The organism is Methyloversatilis sp. S146-33, from assembly GCF_059552495.1.
The window spans coordinates 77,096-95,140 of record NZ_JCANOT010000033.1; the positions used below are offsets into that span (position 1 = coordinate 77,096).

Below are 18,045 nucleotides of genomic sequence, written 5' to 3' on the forward strand. Positions count from 1 at the left end.
CCGCCTGCGTCGACACGGGCCGCAGTCGGGGTCAGAAACCCCCTCCTACCGAACTCCGGCTCACGCTCCGGCAGCGACTCGAGCGCCTGCCCTTTGGGAGCGGTCTTCTGACCGCGACACGGCCTTCGCCGCTCGCAGGCCTCGATCTCGGCCGCAGTCGGGGTCAGAAGACCCCTCCCACAGAACTCCGGCTCACGCTCCGGCCGCGACTCGGGCGCCTGCCCTGTGGGAGTGGTTTTCTGGCCGCGACGCGGCCTCCGCCATCCGCAGGCTTCGATCCCGCCGCAGTCGGGGTCAGAAACCCCTCCCACAGAACCCCGGTGCCGGCTCAGGTCGTGGATCGGGCGCATCGCCCCTGTGGGAGCGGCCTTGGCCGCGACACGGCGGACGACGGTGCGCGGCGCTACGGCAGCGCGCTGCCCCACAAGGCCGCGCGCAGATCGGCGTCGGCGATCTCGTCCAGCCGCAGCCGCACCGTCATCGCGAACGCTTCCGATGCGCGCCCGGATCTGACCACGGCGATCTGCATGCGCAGTTCGTCGATCAGCGCCCACTCCTCGTCCGACAGCAGCGCGCGCGTGTCCAGTGCCATCCGCGTGCGGGCGTCGAGGTCACCGCCGAAGCGCTGGTAGAGCGCGAACTTGTCGCCGGTCAGCATTCTGGCTTTCTTCGGCGTTCGGCGCGGCGGCGCCAGTTGCGGACGAGATGCCAGCGCCAACTGCCGAGCACGGCGACATAGCCGAGCCCGGCCAGCGTCAGCGCAAGCAGCGGCAGACCGATCAGCAGCGGTTCGCCGAGCGCGAAGAACCAGTGGGTCAGCGCCTCGATCCAGCCGGTGAAACCGGCATCGTCGGGAATGACGGGTGCCTGGAAGCGCGCGCCCTCCGGCATCTGCAGACCGAGCAGCGGCATCACCAGCCGGCCGTAGGCCCAGGCGACCGCGTACAGCGGCACGATGGTGAGCGGGTTGCTGTAGAAGGTGACCACCATCGCCAGCGGCAGGTTCACCCGCAACAGCACCGACAGCAGGGCGGCGCTCAGGATCTGCAGCGGTCCGGGGATCAGTCCGGCGAACAGGCCAACCGCGACGCCGCCGGCGCAGCTGTGGCGGTTCAGCCGCCACAGGCGCGGGTGGCCCAGCGTATCGGCAAAGGGCGCCAGCCAGCGGTTGCGGCGCAGGCTTTCGGTGTCGGGCAAGTAACTGCGGATGATTTTCTTCATGTGTGGGGGCCGGTCGTCGCGCACAGCGTAGCTTCAAGACGAGCCGCCGGGGCGTGGCCGACGTCGCATCCTGCCTGCTCTGGATCGGCGCCGCGGGCGGAGGTTCCGGCCGTGCGCGGCAGAGAGTGCCATCCATATATGCCATATGGGTTGATGGGCGATAATCGATGAATGTCCATCCGCCTCGCATCGTCACTGGTGGCCGGCGCCTTCCTGGCGTCGCGGCTCGCACGGCTGCCCGACTGGCCGCAGATCGGCGCGCTGGCGGTGCTGGCGCTGGTGTGCATGCTCGCCGGCCGTCGCTGGCGTGGGCTGTCCTGTCTCGGCGTACTGCTGGCGTCGTTCTGCTGGGCGGCCGGCTGGGGGCTGACACAGCTCGACCGGCGTCTGGACGGCGCGCTCGAAGGACGTGACATCGACATCGTCGGCGTTGTCGCCGGCCTGCCCATGCGCACCGAGCGCGGCCTGCGCTTCGATTTCGAGGTCGAGCGGGCGCCGCCCGGCGTGCCGCCGCGCATCGTGCTGAACTGGTACGACGCGCGCGGCGAGCAGGCGTCGTGGGCGCGCCCCGCGCTGCTGGCCGGCAGTCGCTGGCAGCTGCGCGTGCGACTGAAACGGCCGCACGGCAACATGAATCCGCACGGCTTCGATTACGAAGGCTGGCTGTTCGCACGCGGCATCGGCGCCACCGGTCATGTACGCATTTCCGGCGACGCCGTGCCGCGCATGCTCGATGCCGAAGCGGCAGGCGTCGGCAACGCGGTGCAGCGCGCGCGGCAGGCGGTACGCGCGCGCTTCGAACGCGTGCTCGGCGTCGTCGACGGTGTGTCCGTCACCCATCCGTGGGCGGGCGTGCTGATCGCGCTGGCGATCGGCGACCAGCGCGCCATTTCGCCGGCACAGTGGGACCTGTTCGAGCGTGCCGGCCTGACCCATCTGGTGTCGATTTCCGGCCTGCACGTGACCATGGTGGCGGCGCTGGCCGGATGGCTGTGTGCGGCCGTCTGGCGTCGCGTTCCGATACTGGCGCTGCGCTGTCCGGCACAGCGGGCGGGGGTACTGGCCGGGCTGCTGGCCGCCGCTGCCTACTGCGCGCTGGCCGGCTTCGGCATCCCGGCGCAGCGCACGCTGATCATGCTCGCCGCTGCCGGACTTGCGCTGCTCGCCGGGCGCTTCTCGTCGCCATCGCACGCGCTGGCGCTGGCGGTCGCCGTCGTGCTGCCGCTGCATCCGCTGGCCGTGATAGACGCCGGCTTCTGGCTGTCCTTCGGTGCAGTGGCGGTGCTGTTCTATGCCGCCACGAGCGAACTGGGCCCCCGTCATCCACTGCGTCGCTGGCTGCGCGCGCAGGCGGCGATCACCGTCGGGCTGGCGCCGCTGACGCTGGCGCTGTTCGGCCGCATGTCGCTGCTGGCACCGCTGGTCAATCTGTTCGCGATACCGCTGGTCAGCGGGCTGATCACGCCGCTCGCCCTGCTGGCGGTGCTGCTGCCCGTCGACCTGCTGCTCATCTGTGCGCATGCGCTGACGTCGGTGCTGATGAGCATTGCGGCAACGCTGACGACGCCGGACTGGGCGCTGTGGCACGGCGCTGCGCCGCCGCCGTGGGCGGTGCTGGCTGGTGTCGTCGGCGCCGGCTGTGCGCTGGCGCCCGCCGGGTGGAGCGGGCGCGTTCTCGCATTGCCGCTGATGCTGCCCTTGCTGCTCTTCACGCCGCAGCGACCTTCGCCCGGCGACATGACGGTCACCGTGCTCGACGTCGGGCAGGGGCTGGCGGTGCACGTGCAGACGGCGGCGCACGACCTGGTGTTCGACACCGGCCCGCGCTATGGCGCGGAAGCCGATGCCGGCGAACGCCTGCTGCTGCCCTATCTGCGCGCCAGCGGCGTGCGCCGGCTCGATCTGCTGCTGGTCAGCCACGCCGACAGCGACCATTCGGGCGGCGCCGCCTCGCTGATCGACGGCATGCCGGTTGACCGTGTGCTGTCGTCGGTACCGGCGCACGACGGTCTGCGCCTGCTGCGGCCCGACACGGAAGACTGCGCCGCCGGGCAAAGGTGGTCGGTCGACGGCGTGCGCTTCGAACTGCTTCACCCGCCGCCGGGTGCTGTGGCGCGCGGTGCGCGTTCGAGCAACGCGCTGTCCTGCGTACTGCGGGTGCAGTCGGCGCACGGCGTCGCGCTGATCACCGGCGACCTGCTGGCCGACGGCGAAAGCGCGCTGGTGGTGGCAGGCGCGCCGCTTGCTGCATACCTGCTGGTCAGTCCGCATCACGGCAGCCGCACCTCGTCCACTCAGGCGTTTGTCGATGCGGTCGCGGCGCGCGAGGTGGTGCACGCGGTCGGCTATCGCAACCGCTTCAATCATCCGCATCCAACCGTGGCGGCGCGTTACGCGGCCGCCGGCGCGACGCAGCGGCGCAGCGATCGCGACGGCGCGGTGCGCTACCGCTTCACTGCGCAGGGTGTTGCGATCGAACGCAGCCGCGAGCAGGACGCGCGCTACTGGCACAATGAGTTCTAGGGGCTAGGGGCTAGGGGCTAGGGGCTAGGGGCTAGGGGTCAGGGGGCGACATGGGCGTGATCGACAAGGTGGCGGGGTGGTTCGGGCGGGCGCGGGTGAGCGAACAGCCGCGGCTGCTGCACGTGCAGTGCGCCAATCCGAAAGGACTGCACCGCATGGCCTACGCCGAGTGGGGCGATCCGGACAATCCGCGCGTGCTGGTGTGCGTGCACGGCCTGACCCGGGTCGGCCGCGATTTTGATTTTCTCGCGCAGCGCCTGTCGGCGCATTACCGCGTCGTCTGCCCCGACGTGGTCGGGCGCGGTCGCAGTGACTGGTTGCCGGATGCGGCCGGTTACGGCGTGCCGCAGTACGTCGGCGACATGGTGACGCTGATTGCCCGCCTCGGCGTCGAGCAGGTGCACTGGTTCGGTACGTCGATGGGGGGGCTGATCGGCATGGCGCTGGCCGCGCTGCCGCAGACGCCGATCACGCGCATGGTGCTGAACGACGTCGGTCCGGTGGTGACCGCAGTCAGCCTGCGCCGTATCGCCGAGTACGTGGGCAAGGCGCCGAAGTTCGCATCGCTCGACGAGGCCGAGCGCTATATCCGCGTGGTGAGCGCGCCTTTCGGCCCGCTGACCGACGCGCAGTGGCGCCACCTGACCGTGCACGTGACGCGGCCGACGGCGGAGAGCGGTTTCGAAATGGGTTACGACCCGGACATCGGCAAGCCGCTCGCCGCCATGCAGTTCCTCGGCGACATCGAGCTGTGGAACCTGTACGACGCGATACGCTGCCCGACGCTGTGCGTGCGCGGTGCAGAATCCGACCTGCTGACGCACGACACGCTGATGCAGATGGGCGAGCGCGGCCCTAAGGCGCGCACGCTCGAGATACCCGGTGTCGGTCACGCGCCGATGTTCATGGACATCGCGCAGACCGCGCCGGTCGAACAATTCCTGCTGGAAGATTCTGTCTGATGAACAAGGATGAAGTCATCGCCGCCACCCGCAACTGGATGGAGAAGGCGGTCATCGGGCTCAACCTGTGCCCGTTCGCCAAGGCGGTATATGTGAAGGAGCAGGTGCGTTACGTGGTGAGCGAGGCGAAGCACCTCGACGGTCTGCTGGAGGACATCGACCGCGAAATCAGCTTTCTTGCCGAAGCCGATCCGCAGCAGGTCGATACCACGCTGATCATGCACGCCTCGCTGCTCGGCGATTTTCTCGATTTCAACGACTTTCTCGACCTCGTCGATGAGGCCGTCAGCGAATTGGGCCACGAGGGTGTGATCCAGGTCGCCGCCTTCCACCCGCAGTGGCAGTTCGCCGATACCGAGCCGGACGACATCGGCAACTACACCAACCGCGCCCCGTTCCCGACCATACATCTGTTGCGCGAGGCCAGTGTCACGCGCGCGGTCGATGCCTTCCCGGAGGCGGAAAGCATCTACGAGCGCAATATCGAAACGCTGCAGAAGCTGGGCATCGACGGCTGGCGCGCGCTCGGTCTGCCGGACGGGCGACGCGAGCGCTGAGCGGCGCGGTCGCGTCCGCTTGCGTCAATCGAACTCGGAGTAGGTGTTCAGTTCGGCGCTCAGCTTCGCCCAGTCACAGGCCTGATGGTGCAGCCCCGACGGCGTCGGGATGTCGATGGCGAAGCTGCGGCCGTCGGCGCTGAGCAGGCCGGTGCCGTGGATCGCCGGCCCGTCCGGATGCGCCGGGTCACGCACCACCACCTTCATCGGACGCCCCGGCACGGCGGATTCGAGCCGCAGGCGGTTGGAATGATTCGTCAGGTCGACGACGTATTCACACGTGCGCGCATCAGTCATGACTCACCTCCCGCTGGATGGTGCTGTCAATCTAGCACCGTCCGCCGGTTCGCGTCAGGTGAGGCAGGTTCAGGCGGCGACCGTTTCCGGCTCGGCCGCGCGGGTGAGCGCGCTGGCGCGCGCCAGCGGCATCTCGACGATGAAGCGGGCGCCGCCGCCCGGCGGTGATTCGGCGCGTATGCGCCCGCCGTGGCGCGACACGATGCGCGACACGATGGCCAGGCCTGCGCCCACGCCCGGATGTTCGGCCGCCGGATGCAGGCGTTCGAATACGCGGAACAGCCGGTGCGCCTGCGACGGGTCGAAGCCGGGGCCGTTGTCGCTGACCGCGTAGCAGGCGCGGCCCGACTCTATCCAGCCTTCGACAGTCACTTCGCTGCGCGGCTGCGCGCGCGAGAACTTCAGCGCGTTGTCGATCAGGTTCTGCCACACCTGCCGGAACAGCACCGGGTCGGCCAGCGTGTCGGGCAGCGCGCCGATGTCGACCTTGACGCGCTTGTCGTCGCGGTAGCCGGGGTGCGATGCGACCACCTCGCGCACCAGCGCGGCCGGATTGATGCGCTGTACTTGCGGCGACTTGCTGCCGATGCGCGAGAAATCGAGGATGGCGTCGATCAGCTCGCCCATGCGCACCGTGTTGGCGACGATGCGGTCCAGATACAGGCGTTGTTCGTCGTTCAGGCTGGCCGCCGCCTCTTCCAGCAGGATGCGCGAGAAGCCGTCGATGGCGCGCAGCGGCGTGCGCAGGTCGTGTGCGCACGAGTAGCCGAAGGCGGCCAGATCGTCGTTGAGCTGGCGCAGTTCCAGCGTGCGCGCGGCGACGCGCTCTTCGAGGTGTTCGTTCATGTCGCGCAGGCGGCGTTCCGACGTTTCGAGTGCGCGCCGCGTGCGCTCCTGGCGCAGCGTGGCGCGGCGCAGTTCGAGTTGCGACACGACGTGACGCGCCAGTGCGGCCAGCGATTCGATCTGCCCGGTAGTGAGCTGGCGTGCCACGTGATCGGCCACGCACAGCGCGCCGACCGCATGACCTTCCGGCGTCACCAGCGGCGCGCCAGCGTAGAAGCGGATGTGCGGCGCGCCGGTCACCAGCGGATTGCCGGCGAAGCGCACGTCGGCGTGCGTGTCTTCGACCACGAACACGTCGCGCTGCGCGATCGCGTGGCTGCACAGCGCAATGCTGCGCGGCGTCTCGTCCGGCCCGCCGCCGGTACGCGCCTTGAACCACTGGCGGTCGTGGTCGATCAGGCTGATATAGGCCATCGGTGTCCCGCACAGCCGGGTGGCCAGCAGCACGAAGTCGTCGTAGAGCGGATCGGCGTCGGTATCGAGGATGGCGTACTCGGCCAGCGCGGCGAGTCGTTCGGCCTCGTCGGGCAGGGCAGGGGCGGGCGTGAAGTGCATTGTCTGGGCGACCTCGGATGGGTGGTGTGGCCGGTCAGTGGCATACGCCCCGCACGCTGCGACAGCGCAGCCAGCCTGGGCAGGCCAGCGGGGACCGGACGGCCGCATGGTGCCGCGGCACGCGCATGTTCATGTTGATCATGGACAAGGTTCATGCCGGGCATATCTTTGGCATATCACTTTGGTTTACATCGATTCCCCGTGCCATTCCTCGAACGGGTGGTGCATGATCCGCGGCTCTCATGGAAGCGGACGTCCACATGCTCGACATCCTGTACCGCGACGAGGTCATGATCGCCATCGACAAGCCGTCCGGCCTGCTGGTGCATCGCACGGCGCTCGATCGCCAAGAAACCGAGTTCGCGGTGCAGCGGCTGCGCGACCAGATCGGTCGGCGCGTGTGGCCGGTGCACCGGCTGGACCGCGGCACCTCGGGCGTGCTGGTGTTCGCACTCGACGCCGCGGCGGCACACGTGCTGGCACAGCAGTTCGCGCAGCACCGGCCGGCCAAGCGCTACCTCGCCGTGGTGCGCGGCCACCCGCCGGAGTCGGGCGAGATCGACCACCCGCTGCGCCGCATTGACGACGCGATCGACCCGCGCGGCGCACGCGAGGGCGCCGAACCGGTGGCGGCGCAGCCCGCCGTCACCCGCTACCGCCGCCTGGCTGTGGCGGAAATGCCGGTGGCGATAGACCGCTACCCGAGCAGCCGCTACGCGCTGGTCGAGGCGATGCCGCTGACTGGCCGCACGCACCAGATCCGCCGTCACCTGAAGCACATCGCCCACCCGGTCATCGGCGACGCGACCTATGGCAAAGGCGCGCACAACCGCTACGTCGCCGGCCTGTGCGGCGAGTCGCGGCTGCTGCTTGCCTGTATACATATGCATATCCGTCACCCGCTCAGCGGCGCCGACATCGAACTGCGCTGCGGGCCGGGCACGGCTTTCGAGCGGCTTGCAGAGGCGTTCGGGTGGGATGCGGCGGTGCTGAGGCCGGAGGCCGTGACCGGTGGGAGCGAGCTTGCTCGCGATCGCGGCCTGAACTGAAACCCGGCGGCGGGCCGGGGCCGCATCGCGACCAGAGGTCGCTCCCACAGGAAGCACGCTTCATCAGCGGTGCTGGCGGGGTTCCGTGGGAGCGAGCTTGCTCGCGATGGCAACCGGAATAGTCCGTTTGGACTATCCATCTCCATATTTCATGTCATGGCAAGGACACCTTGGGCCGCGAGAATCCGGCCTGAAATTTTCCCTGCCTGCCATGAAAAACATCATTGCCTTTGGCGCCCTGCTGGCGCTCGCCCCTTCTTTTGCCAACGCCTGGTGGGACGAGGCGTGGACCGCCCGCCGCACCATCACGCTCGATACCTCCGCCACCGGCGTGGCGATCACTGCGCCGCAATCGTCGGTGCCGGTCGCGGTGCGGCTGCACAGCGGCAATTTTGACTTCACCGCAGCGAAGGACGACGGCTCTGACCTGCGTTTCGTTGCCGGCGACGACAAGACGGTGCTGAAGCACCACGTCGAACGCTACGACAGCCTGAACGAACTGGCGGTCGTGTGGGTACAGGTGCCGCTGATCGCGCCGGGCCAGAGCACGACGCTGTATGCCTACTTCGGCAATGCCGCGGTCGGTGGTGCTCAGGACAGCAAGACGACCTGGGACGGCTCGACCGTCGGTGCCTGGCAGTTCGCCGAAGCGGCACCGCTGGCCGACGCGTCCGCCAGCGCGCTGACCGCAACCGGCACTGTCACGCTGCAGAAAGCGGCGCTGCTGGGCGACGCGGCGATCTTCAACGGCGCCGCGCTGCGCGTGCCGGCCGCGCCGCAACTGGCGACCAGCGTCGGCGGCGCATGGACGATGTCGGCCTGGATCAAGCCGGTCGCCGCCCAACAAGCCACGCTGTACGGGCAGGGCACGCTGACGGTGAAGATCGAGGACAGCGCCTATGTGCTGAACGTGGGCGCCACCCGCGTGGCCGGCGGCGCACTGAAGCCGGGCGCCTGGCAGCACGTCGCGGCGACGGTCGGCGGTGGCAAGGCGACGCTCTACGTCGACGGACAAGCGGTCGCTTCGGCCGACGCCGGGCTGCCGGCCGAACAGGCCGAGGTGGTGATCGGCGACGCATACAGCGGCGAGCTCGACGAACTGCAACTGGCAAACACGGCGCGCAGCGCCGACTGGATCAAGCTGGCCGCCGCCGGGCAGGGCGCCGACGCGACCTTCGTGACGGTGCGCGAAGACGCGGCCGAGGGCGAAGAGGGCGGCCACAACTATTTCGGCATCCTGATCGACAACCTCACCGTCGACGCCTGGGTGGTCATCGTCATCCTCGCCGTCATGTTCGTCGTCAGCTGCTGGGTGATGATCGCCAAGGCCCTGCTGGTCGGCCGCATCGACGGCGACAACCGCGCCTTCCTGCAGCGCTTCCGCGGCGCCAGTACGGATTTCCTGAAGCTCGATCAGGGCGCCACGCACAAGAGCTCGTCGCTGTTCCGCCTGTACGGCGCCGGCCTGCGCGAAATCCGCAAGCGCTTCGACGCGCAGGGCGAGGCGGCTGGACTGACCGGTGCGTCGATGGACGCGATCAAGGCATCGATCGACGCCGACCTGGTGCGCGAATCGCACAAGCTCAATTCGCAGATGGTGCTGCTGACCATCGCCATTTCCGGCGGCCCCTTCCTCGGCCTGCTCGGCACGGTTGTCGGCGTGATGATCACCTTCGCCGCGATCGCCGCTGCAGGTGACGTGAACGTGAATGCCATCGCGCCGGGCATCGCCGCCGCGCTGCTGGCCACGGTGGCCGGCCTCGCCGTCGCCATCCCGGCGCTGTTCGGCTACAACTACCTCGCGTCGCGCATCAAGAACATCAGCGCCGACATGCAGATCTTCGTCGACGAGTTCATCACCCGCGTCGCCGAAGTTCACGGCCGATAGGCACAGGCCCGCCCATGTCCGCCGACGTCAAGGACGACAACCAGCCCTACGACGAAATCAACGTCACGCCGATGCTGGACCTGGCCTACGTGCTGCTCGTGGTGTTCATCATCATGACCACCGCCTCGGTGCAGGGCATCAAGGTCGAGGCACCGCAGACGCAGACCGTGTCGTCGCTCGCCAAGCCGCAGACCAAGGCCATCACCATCACCGCCGCCGGCGACGTGTTCCTCGATGCCTACCCGGTCGACATGGCCACGCTCGAAGCGCGGCTCGGGCAGTACAAGAGCGCCAACCCGGCACTGCCGGTGGTGCTCAAGGGCGACGCTGCCGCGCACTACGAAAAGGTGTCGGCGGTGCTGGAAATCTGCAAGCGGCTGGACATCACCGAAGTCGGGCTGGTGACCAAGAAGGTCGCAGGCTGAGGTCGCGCTCATGCAAATCAATACAGAGGCGAAGCCCTACGACTCGATCAACGTTACGCCGATGCTGGACCTGGCCTACGTGCTGCTGGTCGTGTTCATCCTGATGACCACGGCCGGTGTGCAGGGCCTGACGATGACGCTGCCCAAGCCGTCGAACAAGCCGAGTACCGAACAGCACGAAGTGAAGATCGTGCAGGTGATGGAGAGCGGCGCGCTGATGGTCAATGGCGTCGGCGTCACGCTGGACCAGCTCGAAGGTCAGCTCAATGCGGCGCGCGCACGCGATCCGAAATTCAGCGTGATGATCCGTGGCGAGGCGCGCGCGCCCTACAACGGTGTCATCCAGGTGGTCGACCTGGTGAACCGCATGGGCATTGAGAACGTCGGCCTCATCACCTCACGGATCGGCACCTGATGAGCGCGCTGGCCGAAGATTCCGTCGATCTGTCGCGCGGCGCGCGTGCGCTGCGTGTGGTCGCACTGCTGGTCGGCATCGCGCTGCTGGTGGCGGCCGGCATGTGGCTGAAGGACCTGTTCTCGAAGCCGTCGGCGCCGACGCGCCAGGTGACGAAGATTTCCATCATTCCGGACACACCGCCGCCGCCCCCGCCGCCGCCGAAGGAAGAGAAGCGCCCCGAGCCGCCGAAGGACATGAAGGAGGTGAAGGTCGAGCAGCCCAAGCCGGTCGAGGCACCGCCGCAGCAGGCTGAACAGCTGAAGATGGAAGGCGCGGCCGGCGACGGTCCCAGTCCGTTTGCCGCCGGCAGCGTCACCAGCGAATACAAGGGCGGAGACGTCGGCACCACGATAGGCGGTGGTCCGGCCAAGCCCAACCGCATGCAGTACGCCTTCTTCACCAACGCACTGCAGCGCCACATCCAGGAAGAGCTGGCGCGCAACCGCGAGGTGAAGCTGCTCGACTACCGCGTCACCGTCGCCATCTGGCTGGGCCGCGACGGCAGCGTGCGACGCGCCGAACTGGTGGACAGCACCGGCGACGACAAGGCCGACGCCGCCCTGTCTGCCGCGCTGGCCCAGATGCGCGCCTTCCGCGACGCGCCACCCTCTGACATGCCGCAGCCGATACGCCTGCGCATCACCAACCGGATGACCGGTTGACGCACCCGATACACGACACTCCGGAACCGAAGTGATGAAGAAAGCCCTGCCCACGCTCGCGCTCGCCGCGCTGTTCGCACTGCCCGCGCAGGCGAACGAAGGCGCATCGATCGACACCCTGCGCCAGACCACGATGAACCTGATCGACGCCCTGGTCGATACCGGCGTGCTCACCCGCGAGAAAGCCGACGAACTGATCAAGGCCGCCGAAGCCAAGGCGGCGAAAACTGCGGCGAAGGCGAAGAAAGACAGCACCGTGCGCGTGCAGTACGTGCCGGAGTCGGTGAAGGCGGAAATACGCGAGCAGCTGAAGCAGGAAGTGCTGGCCCAGGCACGCACCGAAGGCTGGGCGGCGCCGAATGCGATTCCGGAGTGGACGGAGCGGATCAAATTCGAAGGGGATGTGCGAGTGCGCTATCAAGCGGACCGGTTCGGGTCAGGCAACTCGGACATCGCCGAATACAACAATGCGCAACTGGGAAGTGCGGTGTCCTATCCCGACATCACTCGTTTCCCGTCGGCCGCAGACCTGTCCGGCGATTCGCAACCGAGTGGGAACGTGTCGGACGACGTGAGCAGAACCCGCGTCCGTGCGCGGCTTGGCGTACTTGCCAAGATCAACGATCGCGTCAGTGCAGGCTTGCGACTCGTGACCGGTAATGTCGAGGACCGTGTGTCGACCAACCAGACGCTTGGAAACAACTTCAACAAGTACAGCTTCGCGGTCGATCGCGCCTACATCAAACTCGAACCGACCGAATGGCTGTCGGTATCGGGTGGCCGCATTCCCAACCCATGGTTCAACACGGACCTCACATGGGATGAAGACCTGAACTTTGAAGGCATCGCTGCGACGGCAAGCCGTGTCGATCCCGTCGCGACGGTGCGCCCCTTCGTGACCGCCGGCTGGTTCCCGCTGCGTGCCGACTCGCCGCCCAAGGCCGATGATCGCTCGCTGCTTGGTCTGCAGGTGGGCACCGATTGGGATGTCACGTCCAATACCCGTCTCCGGATTGGTCTGGCCAAGTTCCACTATCGGAACCTCGAAGGACGTCTTGATGGCGGCTACGACCTGGTGAACGACGTACGCGCGCCCGGATACGGCCAGTACGAGTACGGACGCAATTTCCGCCAGAAGGGCAATACGCTGTTCCAGACAACGCTGGGCAACGGTGACAACGACTTGTCCTCGCCTTACTGGGGACTGGCATCCAAGTTCTCACCGATGGTGCTGACCGTCGCTGCCGATCTGGCGCACTTCGACCCGGTACATCTGATGGTGAGCGCCGAGTATGTGAAGAACACGGCGTTCGATCGCGACGAGATCAGACGTCGCACTGGCCTCACGTTGCTGGATGGCAAGGACACCGCGTGGCAGGTTCGCTTCCAGGCCGGCATGCCCAGTGTGCGTGCGGCGGGAGACTGGCAGGCCTTCGTCGCCTATCGTTATCTCGGCTCGGATTCTTTGCTCGATGCTTTCGTCGATTCGGACTTCGGTCTCGGGGGCACCAACCTGCGCGGCTACGTGCTCGGAGGTTCTTACGCACTGTATCGCGACACCACGGTCGGCATGCGCTGGTTCTCGGCTGAGAACATCGATTCGATGACGTACGCGCAGAACAACATCCTGCTGACGGGTCAGAAGTTCAAGGTCGACACCTTCATGGTCGACCTCGGCGTGAGGTTCTGACCGTGAGAACCGCGATCGCACTGGCGATTCTGATGAGCCTCTCCGGGGTCGCCATTGGACAGGAAAAATCCCGTGAGGCCGAACAGCTGCGCCGGCTGCGCCAGCAGGCACAGCAGCTGCAGCAGCAACTCGCAGCGGAGCAGCAGAAATCCCTTCAGGCACAGACCGAAGCACAAAAAGCGAAGGATGACGCCAACGCACAGGTCGAGCGCATGGAAGGTGAGCTGCGGACTGCGAGATCGAAAGGACAGGGCGCTCAGGTGCATGCGGAACGGCTGCGCAAGGAGCTGGATCAACTGACGGCCGCCCATGCGGAACTGTCGCGTCGATTCGAAGCAATACAGACGGCACTCGACGAACGGACGCGGGTGGCCGGCGAAATCATGCAGCGTCTGCAGCAGCGCGACAGTGAGCTCTCGGGGACAAGAAATCTGTTGTCGGAAGTGCAGACTGAACTGAAGCACTGCACGAGCCGGAATGCAGCGCTGTTCGAGTTGGGCAACGAGGTCATTGACCGCTTCGAAAGGCGAACGTTGGGCGAACGGATTGGGCAAGGTGAGCCGTTCTTTCAGACGGAACGCGTCCGACTCGAGAATCTTGCCGAGGGCTATCGCGACCGACTGCACGAACAAGCGCCCGTGAACTCGGGCCTCTCCGGGGCGCAATGATCTGATCGGCTTATGTAGATAGGCCGTTCGGACCATTAACTGCGGCATTCCGTGCAATCCACTTGTCACGTTCGATGGCTACCGTCGCAGGGCTCGTATTCGGCACCGGCGACGAGAGATTGATGATCCGTTCGGACTAGAGATCGTCGGGCACGGTCGGTGAGCGCTGTAACACGGCGCCGACATCATCGACCTGCTTCCTCACGGAGCCGGGAACTGCGGACATCCGCACCCACCCCCTCGTCATTAGGAGATATTCATGTCATTCAACCTGAAAGCTGTCGCCGCCACGCTGACCGCTCTGTTTGCCAGCGGCGCGGCAAACGCTATCAACGGCACGACCCTGCAGAACTTCACGTCCGGCGATTCGTCACTGCTCTTCTTCGCAGTTGACAAGACCAGCCCGGGTATCGCATCGGTCGGTATCGATCTTGGCTTCAACCTGTCGACCTTCCTGCCGCTGACCAACGTGGCTGGTACTTCGGTTGCGTGGAACTTCGCCACCAGCTCGCTGACGGTGAATGGCTCGGTCGCCGACTCCAATGGTGTCAACTGGGCGTCGTTGGCGACGTTCTTCGCCACCCCGAACGTGACTGCTGACCAGACCATGTGGGGCGTCATTGCCGGCGACCAACTGGGCACCGCAACCAGCGACACGCCCGTTCGCTATCTGAGTACTTCGGCGGCAGCTTCGGCTGACGATCTGTCCGTGACTCAGTCGAATATTGTCGCTATGGCGAATGTCAATGGACTTTATTCTGGCCTGAATGGTGATGCTGACGGCGTTGTTACCAGCACGTCGAATCAGGGCTACGTAGCTCGCAATGGCTCTGGTCTGGGTGCAAATCTCGACTGGAGCAGCAACAAGGTCTCGGCAGCCGCTTCGGTGGGATCCGACCTCAATTTCTACATGCTGTCACTGCCTGAAGGTGTGGTGACCAAGGAGAAGCTGCAGGGCGTCTGGTCGTTCGACGGTCAGACCCTTTCTTATAACGTCGCCGCCGTTCCCGAGCCCGAAACGTACGCATTGCTGCTGGCCGGTCTGGGCCTGATCGGCTTCGCCGCTCGCCGTCGCTCGGTCTGACACCTACACACCATTTGAACGAGGATTCAATCGATGAAACTCAAGCTTATCGCTGCCGCGCTCGCCATGTCGTCGGGTGCTGCTTTCGCCGGTGTCAACGGCGATACCACGGTGGATCTGTCCGGCGCCTCTGCTGTGCAGCAGAACGTGGCGCGTGCCGTACGTGCGCTCTGCAATGACGCGGGCGGCACCATCACCGTGTTCAAGGAAGGCTCCGCCTCGAACGCCTATCGCAACTGGATGGCCTACCAGTGCTCCGTTCCGATGGAAGGTGGCATCACCCTGGTGCGTCACACCGTCGATGGCGGTTCGCTGATGTCCATTCTGGCGATGAGCGATTCCACCAAGGTCGACTTCGTGAACGTGGCCTCGTGCTCGGCGTCAGCCGTCGCGGGTACGGGTGATCTGGCTCCGCTGTCGGTCAATCCGGCGAACCCGAATGGCCCGGCGTTGAACAACGTGCGCACCGGCTGCGCCATCGTTGATGGCGATTCGGACGGCGGCTTCTCCGACGTCGAGTGGCAACTTGCCACGGAACTGTTTGGTGAGAAGGGCGAAGACTTCATGGCCAACGTCGAAGTGCTGCCCGCCTTTGTGGGTCAGGCCTTCGGTGTCGCCGTCAGCCAGCAGCTCTATCTGGCGCTGCAAGCGAAGCAAAAATCTGATGGTCTGATCGACGCGGGTTGTGCTGCTGGTGACTACAGCCCGGCGTGCCAACCGTCGCTGAGCCGCGCGGACGTCGCGTCGCTGATCAACGGCAACGAGTTCAGCGCCGCAAAGGCCGGTCTGGGCGCGTTGATCGACAGCGATGCGACCGATGAGGTTGTCTATTGCCGTCGTCCCGCGACCTCAGGTACGCAGACTTCGGCCGAGGTGTTCTTCCTTGGCAAGACTTGCGCGAATGGCGACTTGGTGGGGGCCTTTCCGGTCATTCCGGAAATCAACGCGGACTATGGCTCTTACCGCGTTGCGGTCAACTCGAGCACCGGCAACGTCCGCACCTGCCTGAATGCGACCAACACTTACGCGTTCGGTATCGTTTCGGGTGAGAACGAGCCGCTGGCGACTGGTCAGAATTGGCGCTATGTCAAGCTGGATGGTGTCAGCCTGACCGAAGGCACGCTCTCTGCTACCAACCGCAAGACGGCAATCGACGGCAGCTACCCCTACCTGTTCGAACTGGTGGCCCACGTCAACTCCGCCGACGGTGTGACCGGTGACGAGGAGCGTGCTCTGATCGAGGCTGTCAGCGCCAAGCTTGCCCTGCCGGAATCAGAGGGCGGCTTCGCTGCCCGTGGTCTGTATCAGATCCGTGATGGTGGTTTCAGCTACGCCGACCACAAGGATTCCGTGTCCAAGGTCCAGCGCGGCGGCGCCAACCCGAACAACTGCCTGCCGCTGATGCGCTAAGCAGTGACTTGCCTTGCCCCGCGCCGTTTGGCGCGGGTATTTTCCTCAACAGCCCCGTACGGGGCTGTGGTCACGATGGCGCCCTGCCTGTATGACTGTGTCACCCTTCCCTGCTTCCGTTCTTAAGTCGATCACCATAGTCCTTCTGGGCTGCTGGTCGGCCGCGTTTGCCCAGTCGCCCCCTCCGCCTGACGAGAGATTCGAGGTGTTCGAGTTCGCCGTCGAAGGCAACAGCGTGCTTGACGATGAGGCGATCGAACGGGCGGTCTATCCGTTTCTCGGTTCCGCGAAATCGGTTGATGACATCGAAGCGGCCAGATCTGCGCTCGAGCGGGCGTACCACGACGCCGGTTACCTGACTGTGGCGGTTGAGCTTCCGGAGCAGCAGATCGGCGCGGATCGCGTCGTGACGCTCGTGGTGCAGGAAGGTCGGGTCGAAAGGCTGAAGATCAGCGGTGCCGAACATTTTCTACCGAGTCGTGTGCGTGAAGCTGTGCCGTCCCTTGCTGCGGGTTCCGTGCCCCAGTTTTCGGCGGTTCAGGACGAACTGACGGCGCTGGGGCGCCAGTCGTCTGATCGGCAGGTCACACCGCTGCTGCGGCCTGGCAAGGCCCCAGGCAAGGTCGAAGTCGAACTGAAGGTGGACGACAAGTCGCCGATCCACGGCAGTGTCGAACTGAACAACAAGCAGAGCTTCAGCACCGAACAGGGACGTCTGGAGTCGTCCCTGCGCCATGACAATCTTTTCCAGCAGGGGCATTCGCTGGGGGTGAGCTGGATCTATTCACCGCACGCGCCGGACCAGGCGAACATCTGGGTGTTCAGCTACGGAGTCCCGCTGCGCGGCGGTGACTACCTGAGTGCGTCGGTGGTCAGCTCCGACAGCAATATCCCCGCGGAGATCGGTGGAGCAACGGTAGTCAACGGCGAAAGCGTCGGTCTGCGCTACCGGAAGAGCCTGCCGAGCCGTTCGTACAACCTCTATCACGGGCTTACCGTGGGGATCGACTACAAGGCGAACCGCGACGCGCTTGACCGCGACTCGCAGACACTGGTGCCGCGAGCGCTGCATTACTGGACGCTGGCGGGGCGCTACGACGCGGTCATCCCGGACGACGATGGGCGCAGCCAGACCTCCCTCGATCTGAATCTCACCGCCGGTCTGCCGCCGCTGACTGAACGTCGCGTGAGCTGCGACGGCTTTCCCATGGACCAGTTCGCATGCAAGCGAGCGGGCGCTGAAGCCGGGTTCGCCACGCTGCGCCTGGGAGGGGCCCGTATCCAGTCGTTGCCGTCCAACTGGACGCTGGATGTGAAAGGCGAACTGCAGATCGCCAGCGGACCGCTGGTGCCGCAGGAGCAGCTCGGCGCTGGCGGCCGGGACTCGGTACGCGGCTACTACGAGTACGAACGCTTCGGCGACAGCGGAGCCAGCGCGACCGTCGAACTGCAGACGCCGCCGCTGCTGAACTCGTCGGGTGTACAGCTGAAAGCGCTCGCCTTCTACGACTGGGCGCAGTTGCGGGTATCCGACCCGCTGCCGCTGGAAGAGGCGCGAATCGATCTGGCCAGCTACGGGCTGGGTGTCCGCGCCCAAGGGCGCGGCATCGTCGCGCGGCTCGACATTGCGGTTCCCCTTCACACCTCCGGTACGCAGGGGGTCGACGGCAACGGTGACCCGTTGCTCCGCGTGCGCACTCGCAAGAACGACGCCCGGGTTCATCTGGGTATCGGCTACCAGTTCTGAGGAG

The 18,045-nt window shown here is 66.2% G+C and carries 17 protein-coding genes; 13 read left to right on the forward strand and 4 right to left on the reverse strand.

Annotation, left to right across the window (positions count from 1 at the left end; genetic code table 11):
• Window positions 1–403 precede the first annotated feature (403 nt).
• A complete protein-coding gene (locus tag AC51BJ_RS13905) occupies window positions 404–658 on the reverse strand; it encodes a hypothetical protein (protein WP_496280617.1) in 255 nt (84 codons plus the stop codon).
• Window positions 652–1,221 carry a DUF2062 domain-containing protein gene (locus AC51BJ_RS13910; protein WP_430434937.1) on the reverse strand — a complete coding sequence of 190 codons (570 nt, stop codon included), beginning with the start codon at window positions 1,219–1,221 and terminating at the stop codon, window positions 652–654. The genes AC51BJ_RS13905 and AC51BJ_RS13910 overlap by 7 nt, the downstream gene beginning before the upstream one ends.
• A 171-nt stretch (window positions 1,222–1,392) precedes the next feature.
• On the opposite strand from AC51BJ_RS13910, the gene AC51BJ_RS13915 reads away from it, so the two are divergent.
• From AC51BJ_RS13915 to AC51BJ_RS13925, 3 genes are read left to right on the forward strand one after another with little or no spacing between them, the layout of a single operon-like run.
• Window positions 1,393–3,744, forward strand: coding sequence for a DNA internalization-related competence protein ComEC/Rec2 (locus AC51BJ_RS13915; RefSeq protein WP_496280618.1), 2,352 nt, complete (start codon window positions 1,393–1,395; stop codon window positions 3,742–3,744).
• 50 nt (window positions 3,745–3,794) lie between these two features.
• Entirely contained in the window at window positions 3,795–4,706 is a 912-nt protein-coding gene (locus tag AC51BJ_RS13920; protein WP_496280619.1) for an alpha/beta fold hydrolase, read from the forward strand.
• Window positions 4,706–5,263 carry a DUF1415 domain-containing protein gene (locus AC51BJ_RS13925; RefSeq protein ID WP_430434934.1) on the forward strand — a complete coding sequence of 186 codons (558 nt, stop codon included), beginning with the start codon at window positions 4,706–4,708 and terminating at the stop codon, window positions 5,261–5,263. Before AC51BJ_RS13920 ends, AC51BJ_RS13925 begins: the two co-directional genes overlap by 1 nt.
• Before the next feature lie 24 nt (window positions 5,264–5,287).
• Here AC51BJ_RS13925 and AC51BJ_RS13930 read toward each other — a convergent pair whose 3' ends face one another.
• Together AC51BJ_RS13930 and AC51BJ_RS13935 are read right to left on the reverse strand one after the other, a co-directional pair.
• A complete protein-coding gene (locus tag AC51BJ_RS13930) occupies window positions 5,288–5,560 on the reverse strand; it encodes a hypothetical protein (RefSeq protein WP_304013280.1) in 273 nt (90 codons plus the stop codon).
• A gap of 69 nt (window positions 5,561–5,629) precedes the next feature.
• On the reverse strand, window positions 5,630–6,961 hold the full coding sequence (locus tag AC51BJ_RS13935; RefSeq protein ID WP_496280620.1) for a sensor histidine kinase: 1,332 nt from the start codon (window positions 6,959–6,961) through the stop codon (window positions 5,630–5,632).
• Window positions 6,962–7,203: 242 nt separating this feature from the next.
• Between AC51BJ_RS13935 and AC51BJ_RS13940 the strand changes: the two genes are divergently transcribed.
• The 10 genes from AC51BJ_RS13940 (at window position 7,204) to AC51BJ_RS13985 (ending at window position 18,041) form a co-directional block, all read left to right on the forward strand.
• Window positions 7,204–8,010 carry a pseudouridine synthase gene (locus AC51BJ_RS13940; RefSeq protein WP_496280621.1) on the forward strand — a complete coding sequence of 269 codons (807 nt, stop codon included), beginning with the start codon at window positions 7,204–7,206 and terminating at the stop codon, window positions 8,008–8,010.
• A gap of 211 nt (window positions 8,011–8,221) precedes the next feature.
• The gene (locus AC51BJ_RS13945; protein ID WP_496280622.1) at window positions 8,222–9,898 is read left to right on the forward strand and encodes a DUF2341 domain-containing protein; all 1,677 of its coding nucleotides are present in this window, start codon (window positions 8,222–8,224) and stop codon (window positions 9,896–9,898) included.
• Window positions 9,899–9,912: 14 nt separating this feature from the next.
• Window positions 9,913–10,323 (forward strand): ExbD/TolR family protein, encoded by a 411-nt coding sequence (locus AC51BJ_RS13950; RefSeq protein ID WP_019917086.1) that lies wholly within the window; start codon window positions 9,913–9,915, stop codon window positions 10,321–10,323.
• 10 nt (window positions 10,324–10,333) lie between these two features.
• Window positions 10,334–10,738: an ExbD/TolR family protein gene (locus AC51BJ_RS13955; RefSeq protein ID WP_296807435.1), complete on the forward strand. Its 405-nt coding sequence runs from the start codon at window positions 10,334–10,336 to the stop codon at window positions 10,736–10,738.
• Window positions 10,738–11,442, forward strand: coding sequence for a TonB family protein (locus AC51BJ_RS13960; RefSeq protein ID WP_430434928.1), 705 nt, complete (start codon window positions 10,738–10,740; stop codon window positions 11,440–11,442). The genes AC51BJ_RS13955 and AC51BJ_RS13960 overlap by 1 nt, the downstream gene beginning before the upstream one ends.
• Window positions 11,443–11,476: 34 nt before the next feature.
• On the forward strand, window positions 11,477–13,132 hold the full coding sequence (locus AC51BJ_RS13965; RefSeq protein WP_496280623.1) for a putative porin: 1,656 nt from the start codon (window positions 11,477–11,479) through the stop codon (window positions 13,130–13,132).
• A gap of 2 nt (window positions 13,133–13,134) precedes the next feature.
• Window positions 13,135–13,800, forward strand: coding sequence for a hypothetical protein (locus tag AC51BJ_RS13970; protein ID WP_496280624.1), 666 nt, complete (start codon window positions 13,135–13,137; stop codon window positions 13,798–13,800).
• Between the two features lie 259 nt (window positions 13,801–14,059).
• A complete protein-coding gene (locus AC51BJ_RS13975) occupies window positions 14,060–14,884 on the forward strand; it encodes a PEP-CTERM sorting domain-containing protein (protein ID WP_496280625.1) in 825 nt (274 codons plus the stop codon).
• 33 nt (window positions 14,885–14,917) lie between these two features.
• A complete protein-coding gene (locus tag AC51BJ_RS13980; RefSeq protein WP_496280626.1) occupies window positions 14,918–16,294 on the forward strand; it encodes a hypothetical protein in 1,377 nt (458 codons plus the stop codon).
• A 205-nt stretch (window positions 16,295–16,499) separates the two neighbouring features.
• Window positions 16,500–18,041, forward strand: a complete 1,542-nt coding sequence (locus tag AC51BJ_RS13985) for a ShlB/FhaC/HecB family hemolysin secretion/activation protein (RefSeq protein WP_496280627.1) — start codon at window positions 16,500–16,502, stop codon at window positions 18,039–18,041.
• Window positions 18,042–18,045 lie beyond the last annotated feature (4 nt).